Consider the following 23065-nt stretch of genomic DNA (forward strand, 5'->3'; position numbering starts at 1 on the left):
ATGCGGCCTTCTGGGTAACGTGCTTATTGCAGGCCATTCGCCGGGGCGCCTGTCACGCCCGGTTCCGGCCTCGGCACACCCACCCCGTGTGCCGTCGGGGACCGGGCGAGCATTTCCCTGCCTCACGGCGGGGGGACCCCTTCCGGCCACCGGCGACCCCGGGGGCCGGACAGACGGAGGAGCACACGTGACTGTGGACAGCACTGCCGCGCGCAAGCCGCGCCGGGGCAGCAGCAAGCGCGCCGGCGCCAAGGCGGGCGCGGCACGGGCCGGCGAGCCCGAGCTCGTACAGCTGCTGACGCCGGAGGGCGAGCGGGTCGAGCACCCCGACTACTCCATCGACCTGACGCCCGAGGAACTGCGCGGCCTGTACCGGGACATGGTGCTGACCCGCCGGTTCGACGCCGAGGCGACCACCCTCCAGCGCCAGGGCGAACTGGGCCTGTGGGCCTCGCTGCTCGGCCAGGAGGCCGCCCAGATCGGTTCCGGCCGGGCCACCCGCTCGGACGACTACGTCTTCCCGACCTATCGCGAGCACGGCGTCGCCTGGTGCCGCGGGGTCGACCCCACGAACCTGCTCGGCATGTTCCGCGGTGTGAACCACGGTGGCTGGGACCCCAACGAGAACAACTTCCACCTCTACACGATCGTCATCGGCTCGCAGGCACTGCACGCGACCGGTTACGCCATGGGGGTGGCCAAAGACGGCGTGGACTCCGCCGTGATCGCCTACTTCGGCGACGGCGCGTCCAGCCAGGGCGACGTGGCGGAGGCGTTCACCTTCTCGGCCGTCTACAACGCCCCGGTCGTCTTCTTCTGCCAGAACAACCAGTGGGCCATCTCCGAGCCCACCGAGAAGCAGACCCGCGTCCCGCTCTACCAGCGCGCACAGGGCTACGGCTTCCCGGGCGTGCGGGTCGACGGCAACGACGTCCTCGCCGTCCTCGCCGTCACCAAGGCCGCCCTGGAGCGCGCCCGCACGGGCCAGGGGCCCACGCTGGTCGAGGCGTTCACGTACCGCATGGGCGCCCACACCACCTCCGACGACCCGACGAAGTACCGCCGGGACGAGGAGCGCGAGCTGTGGGAGGCGAAGGACCCGATCCTGCGCCTGCGGACGTACCTGGACCGCGAGGGCCACGCCGACGAGGCGTTCTTCGCCGCCCTGGAGACCGAGTCCGACGCGCTCGCCAAGCGGGTGCGCGACGTCGTCCGGACGATGCCGGACCCCGACAACATGGCGATCTTCGAGAACATCTACGCCGACGGCCACGCGCTGGTCGACGAGGAGCGCGCTCAGTTCGCCGCCTACCAGGCTTCGTTCGCCGAGGAGAGCCACTGATGTCCGCCGAGAAGCTCTCCATCGTCAAGGCGATCAACGCCTCCCTGCGCACCGCCCTGGAGTCCGACCCCAAGGTCCTGGTCATGGGCGAGGACGTCGGCAAGCTCGGCGGCGTCTTCCGCGTCACCGACGGCCTGCAGAAGGACTTCGGCGAGGACCGGGTCATCGACACCCCGCTCGCCGAGTCCGGCATCGTGGGCACCGCGATCGGCCTGGCCCTGCGCGGCTACCGCCCGGTCGTGGAGATCCAGTTCGACGGTTTCGTCTTCCCCGCGTACGACCAGATCGTCACCCAGCTCGCCAAGATGCACGCCCGCGCGCTCGGCAAGATCAAGCTGCCGGTCGTCATCCGCATCCCCTACGGCGGTGCGATCGGCGCGGTGGAGCACCACAGCGAGTCGCCGGAGGCGCTCTTCGCGCACGTGGCGGGCCTGAAGGTGGTCTCCCCGTCGAACGCCTCCGACGCGTACTGGATGCTCCAGCAGGCCATCCAGAGCGACGACCCGGTCATCTACTTCGAGCCCAAGCGCCGCTACCACGACAAGTCCGAGGTCGACACCGAGGCGATCCCCGGGCCGCTGCACACCGCGCGCACCGTGCGCTCCGGCACGGACCTCACCCTCGCCGCCTACGGCCCGATGGTGAAGACCTGTCTGGAGGCCGCTTCGGCGGCCGCCGAGGAGGGCAAGTCCCTGGAGGTCCTGGACCTCCGGTCGATGTCGCCCATCGACTTCGACGGGATCCAGGCGTCCGTCGAGAGGACCCGCCGGCTGGTCGTCGTGCACGAGGCCCCGGTCTTCCTGGGCACGGGCGCGGAGATCGCCGCGCGGATCACCGAGCGCTGCTTCTACCACCTGGAGGCACCGGTGCTCCGGGTCGGCGGGTATCACGCGCCGTACCCGCCGTCCCGGCTGGAGGACGAGTACCTTCCGGGACTGGACCGGGTGCTCGACGCCGTCGACCGCGCGCTGGCGTACTGAGGGGTTCGAGGAGAGTCGTGACGATGACTGCAAGCACCGCCAATGGCCGGCGTTTCCGCGAGTTCAAGATGCCCGACGTGGGCGAGGGACTCACGGAGGCCGAGATCCTCAAGTGGTACGTGAACGTCGGGGACACCGTCTCCGACGGCCAGGTGGTCTGTGAGGTGGAGACCGCCAAGGCCGCTGTCGAACTGCCCATCCCCTTCGACGGCGTGGTGCACGAGCTGCGTTTCCCCGAAGGTACGACCGTCGACGTCGGGCAGGTGATCATCGCCGTCGACACCGCTCCGGGCTCCGGGCCGGTGGCCGGGGAGCCCGCCGCGCCCGCCGCCGTTCCCGCCGAGCCGGAGGCCCCGGCCGCGCCGGAGCGCCAGGCGGTGCTCGTGGGGTACGGCGCCGCGCCGTCGTCCACCAAGCGCCGGCCGCGCAAGGCCGCCGCGCAGCCGTTCTCGGTGACGGCCGCCGTGCAGGCGGAGTTGAACGGCCACACGGCCGCTGCTCCGGCCCCGGCCGCGGTGCCCACGGTCCCCGCGCCCATAGCGCCCGAGCCGGCCGCCCAGGCCGCCTCCGGGGGCCGCCCGCTGGCCAAGCCGCCGGTGCGCAAGCTCGCCAAGGACCTCGGCGTCGATCTGGCGGCCGTCGTCCCGACCGGGACCGACGGCGTCGTCACCCGGGAAGACGTGCACGCCGCCGCCACCGCGCGCACCGCGCCCGCCCCGGCCGCGGAGGAGCCGGCGGCGGTCGCGGCGGTCGCGGAGGCCCCGGCCGCCGGTGCCCGCGAGACGCGGATCCCGGTCAAGGGCGTCCGCAAGGCCACCGCTCAGGCGATGGTCGCGAGCGCCTTCACCGCGCCGCACGTCACGGAGTTCGTCACCGTCGACGTGACCCGCACGATGAAGCTCGTGCAGAAGCTCAAGGACGACCCGGACATGGCCGGGCTGCGGGTCAACCCGCTGCTGCTGGTCGCCAAGGCGCTGCTCGTGGCGATCAAGCGGAACCCGGACGTCAACGCGGCCTGGGACGAGGACAACCAGGAGATCGTCCGCAAGCACTACGTGAACCTCGGCATCGCGGCCGCCACGCCGCGCGGCCTGATCGTGCCGAACATCAAGGACGCGGACGCCAAGACCCTGCCCGAGCTGTCGGCGGCCCTGAGCGAGCTCGTCACCACGGCGCGGGAGGGCAAGACCGGTCCGGCGGCGATGTCCGGCGGCACGGTCACCATCACCAACGTCGGCGTCTTCGGCATCGACACCGGCACGCCCATCCTCAACCCGGGCGAGGCCGCGATCCTGGCCTTCGGTGCCGTCAAGCTCCAGCCGTGGGTCCACAAGGGCAAGGTCAAGCCGCGTCATGTGACGACCCTGGCGCTGTCCTTCGACCACCGCCTGGTCGACGGCGAGCTCGGCTCGAAGGTGCTCGCCGACATCGCGGCCGTGCTGGAGAACCCGCAGCGCCTCATCACCTGGGGCTGATTCCCGGCCGGGCGGCCCACGGAGAACACGGGTCGCCCACTGGCAAAGAGCCGTTGACGCCGACAAAAGCGGTTGAAAAGAAAACCGTTGAAAAGCGGAAAGACGGAGGGCCCGGCGCTCTCTCCTCACCCCCCTCCAGTGAGGAGAGAGCAGCGTCCGGGCCCTCCGTCGTGCTGCGGAGCGGCCTCGGGCCACCACCCTGGCAGGGGGTGGAATAGCCCGTGCCGGGCAAATTACCTAACATTGACCAACACTTGCAGTGTCGGATTTGGAGGGCGCGTGGAAGGCGTCGACCGGGTGGACGACCGGGTGGACGGGGAGTCCATCAGCCGGCTCCTCCGGGCCTGGCGGGCACGCGTCGACGCCCGCACCGTCGGCGAGCTCCGCGGCACCTTCCCGCCCCCCGGCAGGCGCCTCTCCCAGGCGCATGTGGCCAGGCTGACCGGGGTGAGCGAGGGGTGGTACCGCGCGCTGGAGGCCGGGCGCCGCCAGGACTTCTCGGAGAGCTTCCTGCTGCGCGTGGCCCAGGCCCTGCGGCTGAGCGACGCGGAGACCCTGACCCTCTTCCTCGCCGTCTGCGGCCGCCGCCCGCCCGAACTCTCCCGTGCTCAGCGAGAATTGCCCAACGGCGTCAAAGCGCTGCTGGAACAGCAGGTTTCGTATCCCGCATATCTCTCCGATGTCGCCTGGAATGTCGTCGCCACGAATTCCCTCATGGGCGAGTGGTTTCCCTGGGCCCTGCGTCCCGGGGCGAATCTCATGCGGTGGGCCCTGCTGGCCCCCGAGGCGCGCGAGCAGATGCTCGACTGGGAGGACAGCTGCGCGCGCACCTATCTCGCGATGCTGCGCGTCGCCGCGAACAGCGATCCGGCGGACGCGGAACTGCGGGGGCTGGTCGAGGACATCCTCGACGCGGACGCGGACTGCCGGCGGATCTGGGCCGAGGAGCACGACGTCGTGGAGCACCGCGACGGACACGTCTTCCGGCTCCGGCTGCCGTACCACGGGAACGCCGAAGTCCGCGTGACGACGCATGTGCTGCTGCCGATACAGCGCCCGGATCTCCGCTTCGTCTTCATCACGCCACTGGACGGCTGGCCGGGCGTCTAGGACCCCGCGCACCCCGACTGTCCCCGTTCGCCCCTGTACGGCCCTGTCGCCTGGACACCCGTAGACACCCTCCTCGTCCGGATCGCGGACACCCCCTCCTCGTGCATACGTGTTGTATCTAAGCTGTGCGCATGCCGACCGCTCCCGCCGCCGACCTGCCCCTCCCCACCAAGCAGCCCCCAGCCGCCGACCGCGTCTACGCCCACATCAAAGAAGCCGTACTCCACCGCCGCTACGAAGGCGGGACGCTGCTGACCGAAGGAGACCTGGCCGAGGCGGTCGGGGTGTCCCGGACGCCCGTGCGGGAAGCGCTGCTGCGGCTGGAGGCGGAAGGGCTGATCAAGCTCTATCCGAAGAAGGGCGCGCTGGTCCTCGCCGTGTCCGCGCAGGAGATCGCGGACGTCGTCGAGACCCGCCTGCTCGTCGAGAAGCACGCCGCGGCCAAGGCCGTCCCCGCCCCCGGGCACCTCATCGCGCGCTTGGAGGAACTCCTCGACGACATGCGGCGGCAGGCGGACGCGGGCGACCTGGCCGCCGTCTCCGTCAGCGACCGCGCCTTCCACGCCGAGATCGTCCGCAACGCGGGCAACCAGATCCTCTCCCGCCTCTACGACCAGCTCCGCGACCGGCAGTTGCGGATGGGCGTGGCCGTCATGCACGCCCACCCCGACCGCATCGCCAAGAACCACGCCGAGCACAGCGAGATCCTCGAAGCCCTGCGCGCGGGGGACGCCCGTGCCGCCGTCGACGTCGTCGACCAGCACGTCAGCTGGGTGCGGAACCTCGCGCAGGGAGATATCCGATGAGCCAGCCGGCCGCGGCGCTGCCCGGCGACCCGCCCGGCGGCAGGCGGGCCGTCGCGGTCTGGGGCCTCGGCGTCGGCGTCTACTTCGTCGCGATCATCTTCCGCACCAGCCTCGGCGTGGCCGGGATCGACGCCGCCGAGCGCTTCCACATCAACGCCTCCGCGCTGTCCACCTTCTCCATACTCCAACTGCTCGTCTACGCGGGCATGCAGATACCCGTCGGCCTGATGGTCGACCGGCTGGGCACGAAGAAGGTCCTCGGCCTCGGCGTCGTCCTCTTCACCGCCGGACAGCTCGCCTTCGCGCTCTCCCACTCCTACGGCACGGCCCTGGCCAGCCGCGCCCTGCTCGGCTGCGGTGACGCCATGACGTTCATCAGCGTGCTGCGGCTCGGCGCCCGCTGGTTCCCCGCCCGCCGCGGCCCGATGGTCGCCCAGATCGCCGCGCTGTTCGGGATGGCGGGCAACCTCGTCTCCACCGTCGTCCTCGCCCGCCTGCTGCACAGCGAGGGCTGGACGCGGACCTTCGCGGGCAGCGCGTCCGCCGGAGTGCTCGTCCTCGTCCTGCTGCTGGCCTTCCTCAAGGACCACCCCGAGGGCCACGAACCGGTCGCCGCCCCGCACGCGGGCAAGGGATTCGTACGACAGCAGATCCAGCGCGCCTGGCGCGAACCCGGCACCCGGCTGGGCATGTGGGTGCACTTCACCACGCAGTTCCCCGCGATGGTCTTCCTGCTGCTGTGGGGCATGCCGTTCCTGGTCGAGGCGCAGGGCCTGTCCCGCGGCACCGCCGGACTGCTGCTCACCCTCGTCGTGCTGTCGAACATGGCCGTCGGGCTGGTCTACGGGCAGGTCATCGGCCGCCACCACGCCGCCCGGCTGCCGCTCGCCCTCGGCACGGTCGCGGCGACCGCGCTGCTCTGGGCGACGGTCGTCGTCTGGCCCGGGCACGCGCCCATGTGGCTGCTGGTCGTGGAGTGCGTCGTCCTCGGCGCCTGCGGCCCCGCCTCGATGATCGGCTTCGACTTCGCGCGCCCGGCGAACCCGCCCGAGCGCCAGGGCACCGCGTCCGGCATCGTCAACATGGGCGGCTTCGTCGCCTCGATCACCACCCTGCTGGCCGTCGGTCTCCTGCTGGACGCCACCGGTCAGAACTACCGCGTCGCGTTCTGCTCCGTCTTCGTCCTGGAGGCGCTGGGGCTCTCCCAGATCCTGCGCCTGCGGACGCGCGCGCAACGCCGCGAGGAGGAGCGGATCGTGGCGTCGAGGGTGGAGACGGTGCACGTCCCGGTGAGGTCGCCCGGCGTCACGGGGTGACCGCCGTGGTCACGGTGCGATCGTCGGGGGTGACGGCGTGATCGTCGGGGTCACGGCGTGATCGAGAACTCCCGAAGGATCGTCCGGGCCAGCCGCGGGTCGCCCTCGACCTTGACGAGGTCCCGCGCCGCGTCCGGCCTCAGACGCCCGCACGCCAGCCGGGCGTACGTCTCCCAGTCCATGCCCAGGGTCACCGTCGGGCCGAGCGACACACTGCTGTCGATCTTCCCCCGGCCCTGGGCGTCGACCCGCACGGTCCGCAGGAACTCCAGCGGGCCGTGCACGTCGAAGACCACCGCCGCGCCCGGCGGGGCGGCGGCGTCCTTGGCGACGACCTTCGGCAGCGCGGCCAGCAGGAAGTCACGGCTGATGGCCGCGGCCGGGGAATCGAGGTTGCCGGGCATCCCGAGCGCGCGCCGCAGGTCCTGCTCATGCGTCCACACGTCGAAGGCCCGTACGGTCATGGCGCGTTCGAGAGGCTGGTCGTTGCCCGAACCCAGCGGCCAGCGGACCGGCGTCTGCGGGCCCCGGTGCTCGTTCCGCAGCTGCCGGCAGCGCCGGAGGATGACGAGGTCCAGCTCGGAGGTCATCTCCAGCGCGGTGTGGCAGCGCCGCACGTCCACCTGCACCTCGATGTAGCGCGAGAACTCGTCGGTGACGTGGTAGAGATCGCGCGGCAGCGTGTGGATCGGCCGTGGTTCGCCCAGGAATTCGGTTTCCACGCCGATGACGTGGGAGACCACGTCGCGAACCGACCACCCGGGGCACTCGGTGGGCCTGTTCCAGTCGCTCTCGGCAAGCGGTCTCACCAACTCGTGGATCGCTTCGATGGAGTGGGTCCAGGCGTCGATGACGGGCTGAAGACTGGGGTGGACGGTCACGGAATCCCTCGGGCGGTGCGTGCGCGGATTGGCTGCTCGTGCTGCGTCGGCTGCGGGGCAAGTGCTCTTCGGGTGTTCAGCAGTTAAGTTACGCTGCGCACGGGCAGGCTGGCAGTGGTTTCGGACGCTGAGATTGGTGGTACCGTGCGCGTCTCGTTGATCCAGGTGGACGTCTCCGACGCGGAGCCGACCGGCGCGCGGCGGTCGCGCGTGGCGGGGCTCGTACGCGAACAGCGGGGCAGTGACCTCGTGGTGCTGCCCGAACTGTGGCACGTCGGCGCCTTCGCCTACGAGTCCTTCGCCACCGGCGCGGAGGCCCTGGACGGACCCACCGCGGGTGCGATGGCCGACGCCGCGCGCGATGCGCGTGTCTGGCTGCACGCAGGTTCGATCGCCGAACTGACGCCGTCCGGCACGGTCTTCAACACCTCCCTGGTCTTCTCGCCCGAGGGCGAGCTCGTCCGCACCTACCGCAAGATCCACCGCTTCGGCTTCGACCAGGGCGAGGCCGTCCTGATGGGCGCCGGCACGGAGGTCGTCACCGTCCCCCTCCCGGACACCACGCTGGGCCTGGCCACCTGCTACGACCTCCGCTTCCCCGAGCTCTTCCGCGCCCTGGTCGACGCCGGTGCCCAGACCCTCGTCGTCCCGGCCGGCTGGCCGGAGCGCCGCCGCGACCACTGGACGCTGCTGGCCCGCGCCAGGGCGGTGGAGAACCAGTCGTACGTCCTCGCCTGCGGCACGGCGGGCACCCACGCGGGCGTCCCCCAGGCCGGCCACAGCCTGATCGTCGACCCCTGGGGCGAGACGCTGGCCCAGGCGGGCCCGGCCGAGGAAGTCCTCACGGCGGACCTGGACATGGCGAAGGTCGCGAAGACGCGGGAGTCCTTCCCGGCGCTGAAGGACCGCGTGCTCGGCCGCTGAGCGCTCCGCTGGAAGTCCGGTGAGTTGGCTGCGGGTGCGCCGTGGCTGGTCGCGCGGTTCCCCGCGCCCCTTCGCAGCGCTACCGAACCGCGCCGGACTTCGCCGAGCCCGCTTGGAGCCGCTCCGGCGGGCGCTCCGGGTGCAGCAGCCTCTTGGCCACTTCGTCGTTGTGCCGCGAGACCCAGGCCCACGTCTTCCCGGCCACCGCCTCCGGTGAGTGCGCGTCCTGGTGCCGGCGCAGGAATTCCCGGTAGTCGCTGCTGTGCGCGTGCATCGTGTGCTCCAGGGCGACGTCACCGGCGGTGGCGACGGCGCGCACCGCGTCGGTCCGCTGGAGCCGGCGCGTGCAGCGGATCTCCGCCCGGAGCGGGAGGCTCGCGCCGAACCGGTGACCGAAGGGGGTGACCAGGGCCAACTCCAGTGCGGCGAAGACGAACTCGGGGCGGATGTCCTCCTTGATGCACCAGGCGAGGACGGCGGACGAGGCGAGGTCCAGCACGAAGATCGTGTAGAGCGTCCCGGAGGGGCTGCCGGCCCTCGGTGTGTCCAGAAGCGTGTAGTCGACGGCCAGCGTCCTGAAAGAGCCGGCCGGGCGTACGGACTCCGCCGGCGGACGTTTCCTCCTCGCCGCGCGCCGGGCGCTGTGCGCGTAGTAGGTGGACGGGGCGATCCCCAGGGTGCGGCAGATCGGCTCGACCCCGAACTCCTCCCGGCGGTGGTCGACGAACGCGGTCAGCGTCCCGCGCGCGGGTCGAGCGCCCGGGCGATAAAACCCCCCGCCTCCAGCAGGATCTTGTTGGCCCGCCGCACCTCGGCGAGCTCCTTCTCCAGCGCCGTGATCCGCTGGGCGTGCGGGGTGGACCTGCCCGGCCGGATCCCGGAGTCGACCTCCCCCTGGCGTATCCACGCGCGGAGCGTCTCGCGGCCGACGCCGAGCTCCCGGGAGACCTTCGAGACCGAGCCGTAGGGCGTGCCGTTGCGGCGGCGCAGGTCGTGGACCATGCGCATGGCCTCCTGTTTCAGCTCGGGCGGGTATTTCCTGCGGGCGGGCATGACCGAACCCCATTCCAGGCTTGGGAGTCTCCAGGGAGTCTCATTCCAATCTGCAATCCCTACGAAAAACCAGTCTGCCCCGGTCAGTTGGGCGGCGGGTACCTTGCGACCCCTGGCGAAACCCTGGCGAACTTCTGGATGTGACCTGTGCCCCCGGACCGCCTGCGTAGGGTTCCAGCGCGGAGTTGTCGAGGTCCGCGGAACATGCGCTGTCCACCCGTGCCGTATCCATCAGTTCGCACGCACGGAGGTGACATGCATGGCAGCTGATCGACGGCAACCATGCGGATGGCGAAAGACCCCGGTCGGGATCCTTCTCGCCGTGGTGTCGTTCCTGACCAACATCGCTCGACTGGTCCTCGAGCTGGTCGGACACCACAGCGGATCCTGACGGGGGTCTCCTCGCGAGAATCCCGGGGAGTCGTACGTACCGTGCGGCTCCCCGGCCCTGTCCTGGAGCCGGGCTCCGGACACGTCAACTCTAGGTGCTCAGGCAGGCCCGCGGAGCGGAAAACAGGGCAACGGACCGGACTGTCCGTGCGGTGTCCCCTTACCGTCCGCCAGGCCAAGCGCTTGTGATCGCGCGTTCACACCAGGATGGCACCCTTGAACCATGAACACTGCTTCGCCCGCTCCCCGCAGCGCCCGGCTCCGCGCCCCCGAACTCATCGGAAAGGGCGGCTGGCTGAACACCGGCGGAACCGCACTGTCCCTCGCCGACCTGCGAGGACGCATCGCGATCATCGACTTCTGGACGTTCTGCTGTGTGAACTGCCTGCACGTCCTCGACGAGCTGCGCGAGCTGGAGGAGAAGCACCGCGACACCGTGGTGATCATCGGCGTGCACTCGCCGAAGTTCGTGCACGAGGCCGAGCACCAGGCCGTGGTCGACGCCGTCGAGCGGTACGAGGTGCACCACCCCGTCCTGGACGACCCCGAGCTCGCGACGTGGAAGCAGTACGCCGTGCGCGCCTGGCCCACGCTCGTCGTGATCGACCCGGAGGGCTACATCGTCGCCCAGCACGCCGGCGAGGGGCACGCGCACGCCCTTGAGGCACTGGTGGGCGAGCTGGAGGCGGAGCACGCGGCCAAGGGGACGCTGCGGCGCGGTGAGGGGCCGTACGTCGCGCCCGAGCCCGTCGCCACCGACCTCCGCTTCCCCGGCAAGGCCGTGCGGCTGCCCGGCGGCACCTTCCTCGTCTCGGACTCCACCCGCCACCAGCTCGTGGAGCTCGCGGCCGACGCCGAGACCGTCGTCCGCCGCGTCGGCACCGGCGAGCGCGGCTTCGGCCCCGAGAGCCTCAGCGAGCCCCAGGGCCTCGCGCTGCTGCCCGACGGCAGGGTCGTCGTCGCCGACACCGTGAACCACGCGCTGCGGGCGTACGACCCGGAGACCGGCGCGCTCACCACCCTCGCCGGGACGGGCAGGCAGTGGATGCAGGGGCAGCCCACCTCGGGCCCCGCGACGGAGACCAGCCTCTCCTCGCCCTGGGACGTGGCCTGGTTCGCCGGCCGCGTCTGGATCGCCATGGCGGGCGTCCACCAGCTGTGGACGTACGACCCGGAGACCGGGACCGTCGAGGTCGCGGCGGGCACGACCAACGAGGGCCTGGTCGACGGGCCGGCGGCCGAGGCGTGGTTCGCGCAGCCGTCCGGGCTCGCCGCGACCGAGGACCGGCTGTGGGTGGCCGACTCCGAGACCTCCGCCCTGCGCTGGGTCGAGCGGGACGGCGACGGCTTCGCCGTCCGCACCGCCGTCGGCACCGGCCTCTTCGACTTCGGGCACCGCGACGGCGACGCCGCGCAGGCGCTCCTCCAGCACCCCCTGGGTGTGACCGCGCTCCCCGACGGCTCCGTCGCCGTCTGCGACACCTACAACCACGCGCTGCGCCGCTTCGACCCGGCCACGGGCGAGGTGACGACGCTCGCGACCGACCTGCGCGAGCCGTCCGACGCCGTGCTCGCCGGTGACGACATCGTGGTCGTGGAGTCCGCCCGGCACCGCCTGACGCGGCTGCGGCTGCCCGAGGAGGCCGTACGGGTCGAGGCCGTCGCCCACCGCACGCAGCGCGCCGCCACGGAGATCGCCCCCGGGCGGCTGCGGCTCGACGTCGTCTTCCAGGCCCCCGCCGGCCAGAAGCTCGACACCCGCTACGGCCCCTCCACACGCCTGCTCGTCAGCTCCACCCCGCCGGAGCTCCTGGCGGAGGGCGCGGGCGCGGGCACCGACCTGGGCCGCGACCTCGTCCTGGCGGACGGCGTGACCGAGGGCGTCCTGCACGTGTCGGCGATGGCCGCCTCGTGCGACGACGACCCGGACAACGAGTACCCGGCGTGCCACATGCACCAGCAGGACTGGGGCGTGCCCGTACGCGTGGCGCCCGGCGGGGCCGCGCGGCTGCCCCTGGTGCTGGCCGGGCTGGACGGCTGACGGAGCGGGCTCAGGCGCGGGCCCGGGCTACCACTTCAGCGCCGCGGGCGCCCCGCTCTGCCAGTACGTGACGCGCGCCGAGTCGTCGACGTGGACCTTGCCTCCGGGCAGGTCCACCGACGCCTGGTCGCCGACGCTGCCGTTGCCGTCCGAGCCCTGGAAGGAGACGCCCAGCTTCTTCGCGTCCCGGCCGGCACCGCCCGAGCCGTCCGCGGCCGAGGTGATGACGCCCGCGTAGGCCGACTTGCCCGGCGCCAGCGTGATGACGGCCTGCGGGCGGCTCTCCTCCACGACGCCCGCGGTCGCCTGGTCGGCGTCGAAGCGGACGAACGGGAAGTTGTACGCGTGGCAGGGGCTCTTCGAGGTGTTGGTGGCCACCAGGAGCAGGTGGTTGACGGGCGTCTGGACGGCCTTCGCCTCCACCTTGACGTCCGCGGCCGTGCAAGTGCCCTTGGCTGCGTTCTTGGCGTCCTTGCCGTCCTTGCCGTCCTTCGAGGCCGTGGCCGCCTGCGCCGTGTCCGCCTGGCCCGAGTCGTCCGCCGGCTGACCCTGGTCCTGCCCGTCGGCCGCCGAGGTGTCGGCCTTCCCGCTGGTCTTGGTGCCCGAACCGTCGCTGCCGCCGCAGGCGGTGAGGGTGAGGGCCGCCGCCGCGGTGAGGGCGGCCGCGGCGAGGCGCAGGGAGCGGGTACGAGTCATGGTGGATCCCCCGATGGGATGTCGGCCGGTCGGTACGGCATGGATCATTCCGCAGCGCATTGGCGAACGGCTAACGCTCCGCTAACGTTTCGGCATTCGGTGCCCCGAATGTGTGGTCTTGACCCCGGCTTGCCCGTGCTCTGTTCGAGCCCGCGACCGGATCAGTCGCGCGGCTCCTGTGGCGGAGGCCGCTGCGCGAAGAGCTTGACCAGGTCGCTCATGACGTACCGGCCCGTCGCCTCCTCGTCCACCAGGTGCATCTCCGCCAGCCGGTCCAGGCCGTAGCGCGTCACGTCGGGGTCGGCGCCCGCGAGCTCGGCGACGGCGGAGGCGTCCACGACGCGCGTGAAGCCCGTGCCCAGCGCGCTCAGCAGCCGGGCGTCGTCCTCCGACAGACGGGCCGCGGAGGCGCGCAGGGCCGCCGCCACGCCCGTGTCCTCGGCGGACAGCAGGGCCAGCCGCTGGCGCTCGTCCCGCAGTGCCGCGGCGAGCCTGCCCAGCCGCCAGCGCGGGCGGGCTGTCAGCTGGGCGGCCGCGGCCCGCAGCGCGAGCGGCAGGCCGTCGCAGAGCGCGACCAGCTCGGCCGCCGCGTCCGGGTCCTCGGCGACCCGGTCGGGCCCGAGGACCGTGCCCAGCAGGGCCACCCCGTCCTCCGTACCGAGCGAGCGCAGCCGCAGCGGCCGCGCCGAGTCCGTCGCCACCAGGCCGTCGAGCCGGCTGCGGCTGGTGACGATCGTCGCGCACCGCGCACCGGCGGGCAGCAACGGCCGCACCTGGGCGGAGCTGCGCGCGTTGTCGAGGACGACGAGCACCTGACGCCCGGCCACCAGCGAGCGGTAGAGCGCGGACGCGGCCTGCGGCGAGGCGGGTATGCGGTCACCCGGCGTGCCGAGCGCCAGCAGGAACTCCCGCAGCACCTCGCAGGGCTGCGCCTCCTCGCCGCCGCTGAACCCCCGCAGATCGGCGTAGAGCCGGCCGCCGGGGAACGCGTCGCCGTGGACGTGCGCCCAGTGCGCGGCGAACGCGCTCTTCCCGACCCCCGCGGGCCCGGTGACGAGCGCGACCTCACCGGCCGCGGGCACGGGCGCCGCGCCTGGGCCGCCCAGGAGCCGCGTCAGCCCGGCGAGTTCGCGGTCCCGGCCGAGGAACCCCGCGGGCCGCCGGGGCAGCAGCTGCGGAGTGGCCCAGGGCCCCGTCAGCGACGCGCGCGGCCTGTCGGCGCCGTCGGCCGCCCACCGCGGGCCGCGCGCGTCCCCGCTCGGACCAGGAGCGCCGCCCGGAGCGGGCGTGAGCATGTGCGCGTAGGCCGTGCGCAGCGCCTCGCCCGGACCCACGCCCAGGTCGTCCGCGAGCAGGCGCCGCGTGCGGTGGAACCACTCGATCGCCTCGGACTGCCGGCCCGCGCCGTACAGCGCGAGCATCAGCGTGGCCACGAGGGACTCGCGCAGGGGATGGCCGACGGCCTCCGGCAGCAGCACCGCGGCCGCGTGGTCGTGCGCGCCCAGCGCGCCGTACGCGCGCGCGAGCGCCTCGACGGCGGTGAGCCGCCGCTCGTCCAGGGCGTGCGCGGCGGCGGCCAGCGACGGCGTGAGGACCGTGCCGGTGAGCGCCGGACCGTGCCACAGCCCCAGCGCCTCACGGAGCAGCCCCACCGCCTCCGACGGCGCCTCCTCCGGGCGTGCGCGGGCGACGAGTTCGCCGAAGCGGTACGTGTCGACGGCCCGCTCCGGCAGCCGCAGCAGATACGCCGAACCGTGCGTGGCCAGCGACACCCCGTACGCGTCGGCGCCCGCCTCGGCCAGTGTCGCCCGGAGCCGCGAGACGTGGCCCTGGACGACCGTGCGGGCGTGGGCGGGCGGTGCGTCCTCCCAGACCGAGTCGATCAACTGCGCCACGGAGACCGTCGTGTTGGGCTGCAACAGCAGCATGGCGAGCACGCTGCGCCGTTTGGCGGGGCCCAGCGGGAGCTCACCGGAGGCGGCGGTGGCGGTGACCGGACCCAGCAGGGAGAACTCCAAATCAGCCCTCCAGGAAGGCCGTCAGCGCGGCGGCCAGCAGGTGCGGGTCGTCCGCGCCGCACAGCTCGCGCGCGGAGTGCATGGACAGGCAGGCGATGCCGATGTCGACGGTGGAGATGCCGTGGCGGGCGGCGGTGATGGGGCCGATGGTCGTGCCGCAGGGCATGGAGTTGTTGGAGACGAAGTGCTGCCACGGCACGCCGGCCCGCTCGCACGCGGCGGCGAAGACCGCCCGGCCGCCGCCGTCGGTCGCGTACCGCTGATTGACGTTGGTCTTCAGGATCGGCCCGCCGTTGGGCACCGGGTGGTGGCCCGGGTCGTGGTGCTCCGCGTAGTTGGGGTGCACCGCGTGGCCGGTGTCGGAGGACAGGCAGACGGTCCCGGCGAAGGCGCGCGCCTTGTCCTCGTACGAGCCGCCGCGGGCGAAGACGGACCGCTCCAGCACCGTGCCCAGCAGCGGGCCGTCGGCGCCGGTGTCGGACTGACTGCCGTTCTCCTCGTGGTCGAAGGCGGCCAGGACCGGGATGTACGACAGGTGGTCGCCGGCGGCGGTGGCCAGCGCGGCCGCGCCCGCGTGCACGGACAGCAGGTTGTCCAGGCGCGGCGCGGCGAGCAGTTCGCGGTCGCGGCCGAGGTAGGCCGGCGGCTCCACGCTGTGGACCATCAGGTCCCAGCCGGCGATCTCGTCGGCGGCCAGGTCGGCCTCCCCGGCGACGAAGCGGACGAGGTCGCCCTCGCGCGGCTCGCCCAGGCCCCAGATCGGCGTCATGTGCCGCTGCCTGTCGAGCTTGAGGCCGTCGTTGACACCCCGGTCGAGGTGGATGGCGAGCTGCGGCACGCGCAGCAGCGGGCGGTCCACGTTGACGAGGTGGTGGCTGCCGTCGCGCAGGGTCACCCGGCCGGAGAGGCCGAGGTCGCGGTCGAGCCAGGTGTTGAGCAGGGTGCCGCCGTAGATCTCGACGGCGACCTGGCGCCAGCCGTGCGCACCGGTGTCGGGCAGCGGCTTGACGCGGAGGTTGGGCGAGTCGGTGTGCGCGCCGACGATGCGGAAGGGGGTGGCCGCTGTCGCACTCTCAGGGACGTACCAGGCGATGAGGGCGCCGCCGCGCAGCACGAACTTCCCACCCGCCGACGCGTCCCACGCGTCGGTCTCCGCGATCTGGCGGAAGCCCGCCTTCTCCAGTCGTGCGGCCGTGTTGGCCACCGCGTGGTACGGGGAGGGGCTGGCGGCGAGGAAGGAGATCAGGTCGTCGGTGTGGCCGCGGTCGAAGCGGTGCGCAGGGCTCATGGCCTCAGGATAAGGACTACGGGCCCGCTGTTCCCGGGTGGGAGAGCGGGCCCGTGGCCGATGTGCGGGACGAGGGAGGAGACGGCGTCACCGGAACCTCACGGTCCGGCGGTGCGCCTCGCGGTGGTGCCTCAGAAGGCGGACTCGTCCAGCTCCATCAGGGAGTTGTCGATGGACTCGGCGAGGCCGCGCTCCAGGGAGACGCCCGGCAGGATGTTGTGGGCGAAGAACTTCGCCGCCGCGATCTTGCCCTCGTAGAACGCCTTGTCCTTGGAGGAGGCGGTCGGCAGCTTCTCGGCGGCCACGGCCGCGCCCCGGAGCAGGAGGTAGCCGACGACGACGTCGCCGGAGGCCATCAGCAGGCGGGTGGTGTTGAGGCCGACCTTGTAGATGTTCTTGACGTCCTCGCCGGTGGCGGTGAGGTCGGTGATCATCTTGCCGACGATCGCCTCCAGGTCCACCGCGGCCTTGGCGAGCGAGCCGCGCGCGGCGGCCAGCTCCTCGCCGCCGGCCTCGGAGGCCAGGAACTTCTTGATCTCCTCGGCCAGGGTGTTCAGGGACTGGCCCTGGTCGCGGACGATCTTCCGGAAGAAGAAGTCCTGGCCCTGGATGGCGGTCGTGCCCTCGTAGAGCGTGTCGATCTTCGCGTCGCGGATGTACTGCTCGATCGGGTACTCCTGGAGGTACCCGGAGCCGCCGAAGGTCTGGAGCGACTGGGCGAGCTGCTCGTAGGACTTCTCCGAGCCGTAGCCCTTGACGATCGGCAGCAGCAGGTCGTTGAGGCCGTGCAGGGCCTTGGCGTCCTCGCCCGCGGCCTCCTTGACCATGATGTCGTCCTGCACCGCGGCGGTGTGGAGGACGAGGGCGCGCATGCCCTCCGCGTACGCCTTCTGCGTCATCAGGGCGCGGCGCACGTCGGGGTGGTGGGTGATGGTGACCTTGGGCGCGGCCTTGTCCATGAAGTTGGCCAGGTCCGGGCCCTGCACGCGCTCCTTGGCGTACTCCAGCGCGTTGAGGTAGCCGGTGGAGAGGGTGGCGATGGCCTTCGTGCCGACCATCATGCGGGCGAACTCGATGATCATGAACATCTGGCGGATGCCGTCGTGCTTCTCGCCGACGAGCCAGCCCTTGGCGGGGTGCTTGTCGCCGAAGGTCATCTCGCAGGTGTTGGACGCCTTGAGGCCCATCTTGTGCTCGACGTTGGTGGCGTAGACGCCGTTGCGCTCGCCCAGCTCGCCGGTCTCGAAGTCGAACTCGTACTTCGGGACGAGGAAGAGCGACAGGCCCTTGGTGCCCGGGCCGTGGCCCTCGGGGCGGGCGAGGACGTAGTGGAGGATGTTGTCCGCCATGTCGTGCTCACCGGAGGTGATGAAGCGCTTCACACCCTCGATGTGCCAGGAGCCGTCCTCCTGCTTGACCGCCTTGGTGCGGCCGGCGCCCACGTCCGAGCCGGCGTCCGGCTCGGTCAGCACCATGGTGGAGCCCCACTGCTTCTCCACCGCGATCTTCGCGATGTGCTTCTGCTGCTCGGTGCCCTCCTCGAAGAGGATGCCCGCGAAGGCGGGGCCCGAGGAGTACATCCAGATCGCGGGGTTGGAGCCCAGGATGGACTCGGCGTAGGCCCAGATCAGCGAGCGCGGTGCGGTGGTGCCGCCGATCTCCTCCGGGATGCCGAGGCGCCACCACTCGGCGTCCATGTACGCCTGGTAGCTCTTCTTGAAGGTGTCCGGAACCGGGGCGGTGTTGGTCTCCGGGTCGAACACCGGCGGGTTGCGGTCGGTGTCGGCGAAGGACTCGGCCAGCTCGTTCTCGGAGAGGCGCGTGATCTCCGAGAGGATGTCCTTGGCGGTCTCGATGTCCATCTCCGCGAACGGGCCGGAGCCGTACAGCTTGTCGCGGCCGAGCACCTCGAAGAGGTTGAACTCGATGTCGCGGAGATTCGACTTGTAGTGGCCCATGACAACGGCTCCGTAAGGCTGGGAGGTAGACCTCAAATACGTACCGGGCAGTAATTTCCATGATGCTACCCACCGGTAATAAGACGCAACCCCTGATCGTCCAACTGTGACTGAGTACGCTTTGGCGCATGTACGGCTACGACCAGAACGCGGGAACGCAGGGTTACGCACCGCCGCAGCAGCCCGGGGGCTACGGCGAGCAGCCGCTCTACCCCGAGCCGTCCCCGCCGTCGCTCGCCGACGCGGTCCGGGCCTTCACCACGGGGTCGATGTCCGCGGAGGACTTCCAGGTCGTCTTCTCGAGCTCGAAGGTCTACTGCCCGCGCGGTGACAACCCCGGCTTCCTCGCCCTGCACAACACCCAGCAGCCGGTGATCCCGATGTTCACCTCGCTCAAGGAGCTGCGGCGGTACGCGGGCAAGGAGTCCAAGTACTTCGTGATCACCGGTGCCGAGGTCATAGATCTCCTGCCGACCGGCTACGGCTTCGTCCTCGACATGGAGGGCGACCACCGCATGGTCTTCGACGCGAAGGCAGTCGAGCAGATGGTCGACTTCGCGATGCGCCGCATGTACGGCTAGGTGTACTGACCGGCCGCATCGGCAACGCTGTGCATAAATGCGGTCAGGCTGTGGCCCGTCGGTAGAGCGCCGCCACATCGTCGCCGAAGTACGAGCTGTACGACGTCTCGTCGTCGCCGCCCTCCTGATAGCCGCCCACGACGCCGTTGACCGTGCCCAGGCCCGTCGCGGGGTCGACATCGGTGAGTATCGGGCCGCCGCTCGTGCCGTTCGTCAGGCCGCGGCAGTCGAAGCGGAGCTGGGTAGGGCTGTAGCTGTCGGTCGCGTTCTGGCAGGCGACTGGGGTCTCCTGCTCCGCCGGGTAGCCGATCAGCCGTGCCGCCCGCCGCGCGGCCGGCTTCAGGCCGAGCTTCTCCGCGCCGGTGACGCGCTCGATCGGCGTCCGGTCGCCGACCTTGCGGACCCGCAGGAAGGCGACGTCGTGGTCCGGGTCGCGGTCCGCCGCCCACTCCGGGTCGATGTCGATGGAGGTGGGCACCCACACGCCGTACGGCGCGACCCCGTCGTGATAGCCCGGGGCGAACGCGATGTCCGTACGGAAGCCGTCCTGGTGGACGCAGTGCGCGGCGGTGAGTACGAGATCGCCCTTGGGGCTGTGCACGACGCTCGCGGTGCAGCCGTGGCCCGGCGTTCCCTCACCGGTGTAGAAGAGCGGCCCGACCGCGGGTGACGGCTTGATCCCGGACGCCTCCAGCGGTTCCGAGGCGGGCAGCGGGTCCGGGCGGTCCGCGAGCACGGCGTCCGGGTGCGCGGGGGCGGCAGGCTCGGTGCGCACCGTCGCGAGCAGCGCCTTCGACGCGGCGTCGCCCGCCTCCTCCGGCTGCGCGTAGTGGCCCGCGGCGTCACCCTGCGCGACGGGCGCGTCCGTGGCGATCCCGTGCTTGGCCATGACCAGCGCGATGGCGCCCAGGGCGAGGACGGCGGCGATCAGGGCGGAGAGGGCGGCCGGGCCGGGTCCACGGACGTTCAGGCGCATTGATCCAGTGTCCATGGTCGGCGGCGACGTCCGGCGCGTGGGAATGCGGCTGGGAATGCGGCGACCCTTGCGGGTTGTTCACTCTTCAACTAACTTGGGGGCAGAACAACCGAGGAGGCTGCCATGCCGGCTGTGACCGTCGAGAACCCGCTGACCCTGCCGCGCGTCACCGCTCCGGCCGACGCGAAGCAGCGGCCGGTGCTGCACGTCGCGACCGCGCCGTCGGGCTTCGAGGGAGAGGGATTCCCCGTCCGCAGGGCCTTCGCGGGGATCAACTACAAGTTCCTCGACCCGTTCATCATGATGGACCAGATGGGCGAGGTGGAGTACGCCCCGGGCGAGCCCAAGGGCACCCCCTGGCACCCGCACCGCGGCTTCGAGACCGTCACGTACATCATCGACGGCACCATGAACCACCGGGACTCGCACGGCGGCGGTGGCACCATCGCCGACGGCGACACCCAGTGGATGACCGCAGGCTCCGGCATCCTCCACATCGAGGCGCCGCCGGAGCAGCTGGTGATGACCGGTGGGCTGTTCCACGGCCTCCAGCTGTGGGTCAACCTTCCGAAGAGCGACAAGATGATGTCCCCGCGCTACCAGGACATCGGGAGCGGCCAGGTCAGGCTGCTGACGTCGTCGGACGGCGGTGCGCTGCTGCGGCTGATCGCGGGTGACATCGACGGGCACGAGGGTCCGGGCATCACCCACACGCCCATCACGATGCTGCACGTGTCCCTGAACCCGGGGGCCGAGCTGACCCTCCCGTGGCGGGCCGACTTCAACGCGCTGGCGTACGCGCTGGCCGGGCGCGGCACGGCGGGCGAGGACAAGCGGCCCTTCCGTACGGGCCAGTCCGTCGTCTTCGGCAACGGCGACTCGGTCACCCTCCGGGCCGACGAGTCGCAGGAGTCCCGGAGCCCGAACTTCGAGGTCGTCCTCCTCGGCGGGCGGCCGATCCGGGAGCCGATGATGCACTACGGGCCGTTCGTGATGAACACCCACGCCGAGCTCGCGCAGGCGTTTGAGGACTACCAGTCCGGCAGGCTCGGCGTGATCCCGGCCGACGCCTGATCCAGCGTGCCGGCGCCGTCCGTCTCGTAGAGCTCGAACCAGATGTTCTTGCCCTCGCCGCGGGGGTCCACCCCCCAGGCGCCGGCGAGCAGTTCCATCAGCACCAGGCCGCGCCCCGAGGAGGCCATCTCCCCGGGGTGCCGCCGGTGCGGGAGTTCGTCGCTGCCGTCCGCCACGTCCACGCGCACGCAGCGCGAGCCGTGTTCGCCGGAGATCTGGGCGCTGAGCAGCGCGTCCCCGTCCGTGTGCACGAGGACGTTGGTGACCATCTCGGAGACCATCAGGACGGCCGAGTCGACCTGGTCCGGGTCCGGCCAGTCGTGCAGCAGGAGGCGCAGCTGCCGCCGGGCCTCGGCGATGCGCTCCGGTTCGGCCTGGGCGATGGTCAGGACGGTGCGGCGCGGGGCGGGGGCACCGGTGCGGGCCGCGCCCTCGCGGGCGAGCAGGAGGACGGCGATGTCGTCCTCGCGCCGGTCGGCGAGCGGGCCGGTCGTGTAGTGGGAGGACGGCCCGTGCACGCCCTGCACGAGCGCGTCGGCGAGCGCCTCCAGGCACTCGGTGGCCCGGACGCCCTCCTCGTCGCAGGTGTGCCCCTCGATGATCCCGCGCAGCCGTTCCCAGCCGGTCTCCAGGTCGTGGCCGCCGGTCTCGATGAGGCCGTCGGTGCACACGAGCATCGTCTCGCCGGGTTCGAGGACGAGCCGGGTGGTGGGGTAGTCGGTGTCGGGGTCGATGCCGAGCGGCAGGCCGCCGGCCGTGGGCCGCAGGAGCATCGTGCCGTCGGTGAGCCGGATCGCCGGGTCGGGGTGCCCGGCGCGGGCGATGGTGAGCCGCCCGGTGGCGGGGTCGACCTCGGTGTAGAGGCAGGTGGCGAAGCGCGGTTCGATGTCGTCGCCCTCGGTCTCGCTGGCGTTGATCCCCGCGAGGAAGCGCGAGGCCCGGGAGAGGACCGCGTCGGGGTGGTGTCCCTCGGAGGCGTACGCGCGCAGGGCGATCCGCAGCTGTCCCATCAGCCCCGCGGCCCGGACGTCGTGCCCCTGCACGTCCCCGATGACCAGGGCGATCTTGCCGTTGGGCAGCGGGATCATGTCGTACCAGTCGCCGCCGACGTCCAGCCCGCCGCCGGTCGGGACGTACCGCGCGGCCACCGACATCCCCGGGATGTCCGGCTGGAGCGTGGGCATCATCGAGCGTTGGAGGCCCACGGTCAGCTCGCGCTCGGACTCGTGGACACTGGCCCGGCTGAGCGCCTGCGCGAGCATCCGGGCCACGGTGGTGAGCACGGACCGCTCGTCGGGGGTGAAGGCCACCGGCACGCTGAAGCCCGCCATCCAGGCGCCGATGATCTGTCCCGCGTTGATCAGCGGCAGGAAGGCCCACGCCTTGCGGCCGAAGTGCGCCACGTCCTTCCAGGCGTCGGGGAAGCGGCGCTCGTAGTCCTCGGGGGAGGGGAAATAGATCGCGCGGCCGGTGCGGATGACCTCCGCGGCCGGATAGCCGGCGGTGAGCGGCAGGTCGAGGAAGGGCGCCGCCTCGCCCGGGCCGTAGCCCTGGTGGCCGATGACCTTGACCCGGGACGCCTCCGCGCTGAAGACGGCCAGGCCCGACGGCACGAAGCCGGGCATCGAAAGGCCCGCCGCCACGCGCAGCACCTCGGCCGTCGAGCGGGCCTCCGCGAGGGCCCGCCCGGCGTCCAGCAGAAACGCTTCTCTGTTGCGGCGCCAGTCGCCCGTGACCGACGTGCGCACCGCCGAGGTGCCCTGGATCGGCTGGGGGACCTCCTCCAGCGTCCCCACCAGGACGTGCTCGCCGTCGCGGGTGAGGGGCCGGGCGCGGCTGCGCAGCGTCCGCAGCACCCGCCCCTCCTCGTCGACCACCCGGAGCCGGGCCTCGGCGAGGGTGCCCTCGGCCACCGCTAGGCTGATGATCCCCTGGACCTCCACCCAGTCGACGGCGTGGAAGCGGCCGCGGGTCTCGGACTCCGTCAGCTCCACGCGCGCGGCGGGGAGGCCCACGAGGCGGGCCGCCTCGGCATCGAAGGTGACGACGCGTGTGGCGTTGTCCCACTGCCACAGGCCGGTCGCTACAGCGGCCAGTACGTCCTCGGTGCGCATTGCCCCACTTTATGCGGGTATCGGCGCCGGACACCACCGAGG

19 protein-coding genes and 1 other annotated feature are annotated in these 23065 nt (G+C 71.9%); of the genes, 10 read left to right on the plus strand and 9 right to left on the minus strand.

Translation table 11 applies throughout. From position 1 onward, the window contains the following. The first annotated feature begins 187 nt into the window (after positions 1-187). The 6 genes from pdhA to AB0435_RS00960 all read left to right on the plus strand — a co-directional run bounded on the left by pdhA (position 188) and on the right by AB0435_RS00960 (position 7029). Positions 188-1342, plus strand: coding sequence for a pyruvate dehydrogenase (acetyl-transferring) E1 component subunit alpha (gene pdhA, locus AB0435_RS00935; protein WP_366002094.1), 1155 nt, complete (start codon positions 188-190; stop codon positions 1340-1342). Further along, a complete protein-coding gene (locus AB0435_RS00940; RefSeq protein WP_366002093.1) occupies positions 1342-2322 on the plus strand; it encodes an alpha-ketoacid dehydrogenase subunit beta in 981 nt (326 codons plus the stop codon). The genes pdhA and AB0435_RS00940 overlap by 1 nt, the downstream gene beginning before the upstream one ends. A gap of 23 nt (positions 2323-2345) precedes the next feature. Then, a complete protein-coding gene (locus AB0435_RS00945) occupies positions 2346-3797 on the plus strand; it encodes a dihydrolipoamide acetyltransferase family protein (RefSeq protein WP_366425868.1) in 1452 nt (483 codons plus the stop codon). 279 nt (positions 3798-4076) lie between these two features. Further along, positions 4077-4907: a helix-turn-helix transcriptional regulator gene (locus tag AB0435_RS00950; RefSeq protein WP_366425869.1), complete on the plus strand. Its 831-nt coding sequence runs from the start codon at positions 4077-4079 to the stop codon at positions 4905-4907. A 131-nt stretch (positions 4908-5038) separates the two neighbouring features. Continuing rightward, complete coding sequence (locus AB0435_RS00955; protein WP_366425870.1) at positions 5039-5713, plus strand: GntR family transcriptional regulator; 675 nt, start codon at positions 5039-5041, stop codon at positions 5711-5713. Beyond that, positions 5710-7029 carry an MFS transporter gene (locus tag AB0435_RS00960; protein ID WP_366002089.1) on the plus strand — a complete coding sequence of 440 codons (1320 nt, stop codon included), beginning with the start codon at positions 5710-5712 and terminating at the stop codon, positions 7027-7029. The genes AB0435_RS00955 and AB0435_RS00960 overlap by 4 nt, the downstream gene beginning before the upstream one ends. A gap of 50 nt (positions 7030-7079) precedes the next feature. On the opposite strand, the gene AB0435_RS00965 is transcribed toward AB0435_RS00960, so the two are convergent. After that, positions 7080-7910 (minus strand): maleylpyruvate isomerase family mycothiol-dependent enzyme, encoded by an 831-nt coding sequence (locus AB0435_RS00965; RefSeq protein WP_366002088.1) that lies wholly within the window; start codon positions 7908-7910, stop codon positions 7080-7082. 144 nt (positions 7911-8054) lie between these two features. Here AB0435_RS00965 and AB0435_RS00970 point away from each other — a divergent pair, with 144 nt between their 5' ends. Continuing rightward, a complete protein-coding gene (locus AB0435_RS00970; RefSeq protein WP_366002087.1) occupies positions 8055-8834 on the plus strand; it encodes a carbon-nitrogen family hydrolase in 780 nt (259 codons plus the stop codon). 79 nt (positions 8835-8913) lie between these two features. Here AB0435_RS00970 and AB0435_RS00975 read toward each other — a convergent pair whose 3' ends face one another. Both AB0435_RS00975 and AB0435_RS00980 read right to left on the minus strand, forming a co-directional pair. Beyond that, a complete protein-coding gene (locus tag AB0435_RS00975) occupies positions 8914-9333 on the minus strand; it encodes a hypothetical protein (protein ID WP_366002086.1) in 420 nt (139 codons plus the stop codon). Between the two features lie 162 nt (positions 9334-9495). Then, positions 9496-9609 (minus strand) — a sequence feature (AL1L pseudoknot). Further along, positions 9567-9887: a transposase gene (locus tag AB0435_RS00980; RefSeq protein ID WP_366002085.1), complete on the minus strand. Its 321-nt coding sequence runs from the start codon at positions 9885-9887 to the stop codon at positions 9567-9569. It overlaps the preceding feature by 43 nt. A gap of 613 nt (positions 9888-10500) precedes the next feature. Between AB0435_RS00980 and AB0435_RS00985 the strand changes: the two genes are divergently transcribed. Next, positions 10501-12318 (plus strand): NHL domain-containing thioredoxin family protein, encoded by a 1818-nt coding sequence (locus AB0435_RS00985; protein WP_366425871.1) that lies wholly within the window; start codon positions 10501-10503, stop codon positions 12316-12318. 27 nt (positions 12319-12345) lie between these two features. On the opposite strand, the gene AB0435_RS00990 is transcribed toward AB0435_RS00985, so the two are convergent. The 4 genes from AB0435_RS00990 to AB0435_RS01005 form a co-directional block, all read right to left on the minus strand. Then, positions 12346-13014 carry a DUF4232 domain-containing protein gene (locus AB0435_RS00990; protein WP_366425872.1) on the minus strand — a complete coding sequence of 223 codons (669 nt, stop codon included), beginning with the start codon at positions 13012-13014 and terminating at the stop codon, positions 12346-12348. Positions 13015-13175: 161 nt separating this feature from the next. Continuing rightward, positions 13176-15032 carry a BTAD domain-containing putative transcriptional regulator gene (locus AB0435_RS00995; RefSeq protein ID WP_366425873.1) on the minus strand — a complete coding sequence of 619 codons (1857 nt, stop codon included), beginning with the start codon at positions 15030-15032 and terminating at the stop codon, positions 13176-13178. A gap of 1 nt (position 15033) precedes the next feature. Further along, complete coding sequence (locus tag AB0435_RS01000; protein ID WP_366002081.1) at positions 15034-16320, minus strand: M18 family aminopeptidase; 1287 nt, start codon at positions 16318-16320, stop codon at positions 15034-15036. A 131-nt stretch (positions 16321-16451) separates the two neighbouring features. Continuing rightward, positions 16452-18278, minus strand: coding sequence for an acyl-CoA dehydrogenase (locus tag AB0435_RS01005; RefSeq protein ID WP_366002080.1), 1827 nt, complete (start codon positions 18276-18278; stop codon positions 16452-16454). Between the two features lie 128 nt (positions 18279-18406). On the opposite strand from AB0435_RS01005, the gene AB0435_RS01010 reads away from it, so the two are divergent. Beyond that, on the plus strand, positions 18407-18859 hold the full coding sequence (locus tag AB0435_RS01010) for an SseB family protein (RefSeq protein ID WP_116212775.1): 453 nt from the start codon (positions 18407-18409) through the stop codon (positions 18857-18859). Between the two features lie 43 nt (positions 18860-18902). On the opposite strand, the gene AB0435_RS01015 is transcribed toward AB0435_RS01010, so the two are convergent. Further along, complete coding sequence (locus AB0435_RS01015; protein WP_366002079.1) at positions 18903-19835, minus strand: trypsin-like peptidase domain-containing protein; 933 nt, start codon at positions 19833-19835, stop codon at positions 18903-18905. Positions 19836-19958: 123 nt separating this feature from the next. On the opposite strand from AB0435_RS01015, the gene AB0435_RS01020 reads away from it, so the two are divergent. Next, positions 19959-20909, plus strand: coding sequence for a pirin family protein (locus tag AB0435_RS01020; RefSeq protein WP_366425874.1), 951 nt, complete (start codon positions 19959-19961; stop codon positions 20907-20909). Here the strand turns inward: AB0435_RS01020 and AB0435_RS01025 are convergent. After that, positions 20867-23023, minus strand: coding sequence for a SpoIIE family protein phosphatase (locus AB0435_RS01025; RefSeq protein ID WP_366002065.1), 2157 nt, complete (start codon positions 23021-23023; stop codon positions 20867-20869). The two genes, AB0435_RS01020 and AB0435_RS01025, sit on opposite strands and share 43 nt — an antisense overlap. Positions 23024-23065 lie beyond the last annotated feature (42 nt).

Origin of the sequence: Streptomyces sp. NPDC051173 (assembly GCF_040689515.1) — a bacterium.
GTDB lineage: Bacteria > Actinomycetota > Actinomycetes > Streptomycetales > Streptomycetaceae > Streptomyces.

What these genes read in the sequence shown, in the direction of transcription:
- AB0435_RS01015 (WP_366002079.1), bottom strand. Translation starts at nt 19,835, where the DNA reads ATGCGCCTGAACGTCCGTGGACCCGGCCCGGCCGCCCTCTCCGCCCTG.
- AB0435_RS00945 (WP_366425868.1), top strand. Translation starts at nt 2,346, where the DNA reads ATGACTGCAAGCACCGCCAATGGCCGGCGTTTCCGCGAGTTCAAGATG.
- AB0435_RS00955 (WP_366425870.1), top strand. Translation starts at nt 5,039, where the DNA reads ATGCCGACCGCTCCCGCCGCCGACCTGCCCCTCCCCACCAAGCAGCCC.
- AB0435_RS01000 (WP_366002081.1), bottom strand. Translation starts at nt 16,320, where the DNA reads ATGAGCCCTGCGCACCGCTTCGACCGCGGCCACACCGACGACCTGATC.
- AB0435_RS00980 (WP_366002085.1), bottom strand. Translation starts at nt 9,887, where the DNA reads ATGCCCGCCCGCAGGAAATACCCGCCCGAGCTGAAACAGGAGGCCATG.
- AB0435_RS01025 (WP_366002065.1), bottom strand. Translation starts at nt 23,023, where the DNA reads ATGCGCACCGAGGACGTACTGGCCGCTGTAGCGACCGGCCTGTGGCAG.
- AB0435_RS00990 (WP_366425872.1), bottom strand. Translation starts at nt 13,014, where the DNA reads ATGACTCGTACCCGCTCCCTGCGCCTCGCCGCGGCCGCCCTCACCGCG.
- AB0435_RS01020 (WP_366425874.1), top strand. Translation starts at nt 19,959, where the DNA reads ATGCCGGCTGTGACCGTCGAGAACCCGCTGACCCTGCCGCGCGTCACC.
- AB0435_RS00940 (WP_366002093.1), top strand. Translation starts at nt 1,342, where the DNA reads ATGTCCGCCGAGAAGCTCTCCATCGTCAAGGCGATCAACGCCTCCCTG.
- AB0435_RS00960 (WP_366002089.1), top strand. Translation starts at nt 5,710, where the DNA reads ATGAGCCAGCCGGCCGCGGCGCTGCCCGGCGACCCGCCCGGCGGCAGG.
- AB0435_RS00985 (WP_366425871.1), top strand. Translation starts at nt 10,501, where the DNA reads ATGAACACTGCTTCGCCCGCTCCCCGCAGCGCCCGGCTCCGCGCCCCC.
- AB0435_RS01005 (WP_366002080.1), bottom strand. Translation starts at nt 18,278, where the DNA reads ATGGGCCACTACAAGTCGAATCTCCGCGACATCGAGTTCAACCTCTTC.
- AB0435_RS01010 (WP_116212775.1), top strand. Translation starts at nt 18,407, where the DNA reads ATGTACGGCTACGACCAGAACGCGGGAACGCAGGGTTACGCACCGCCG.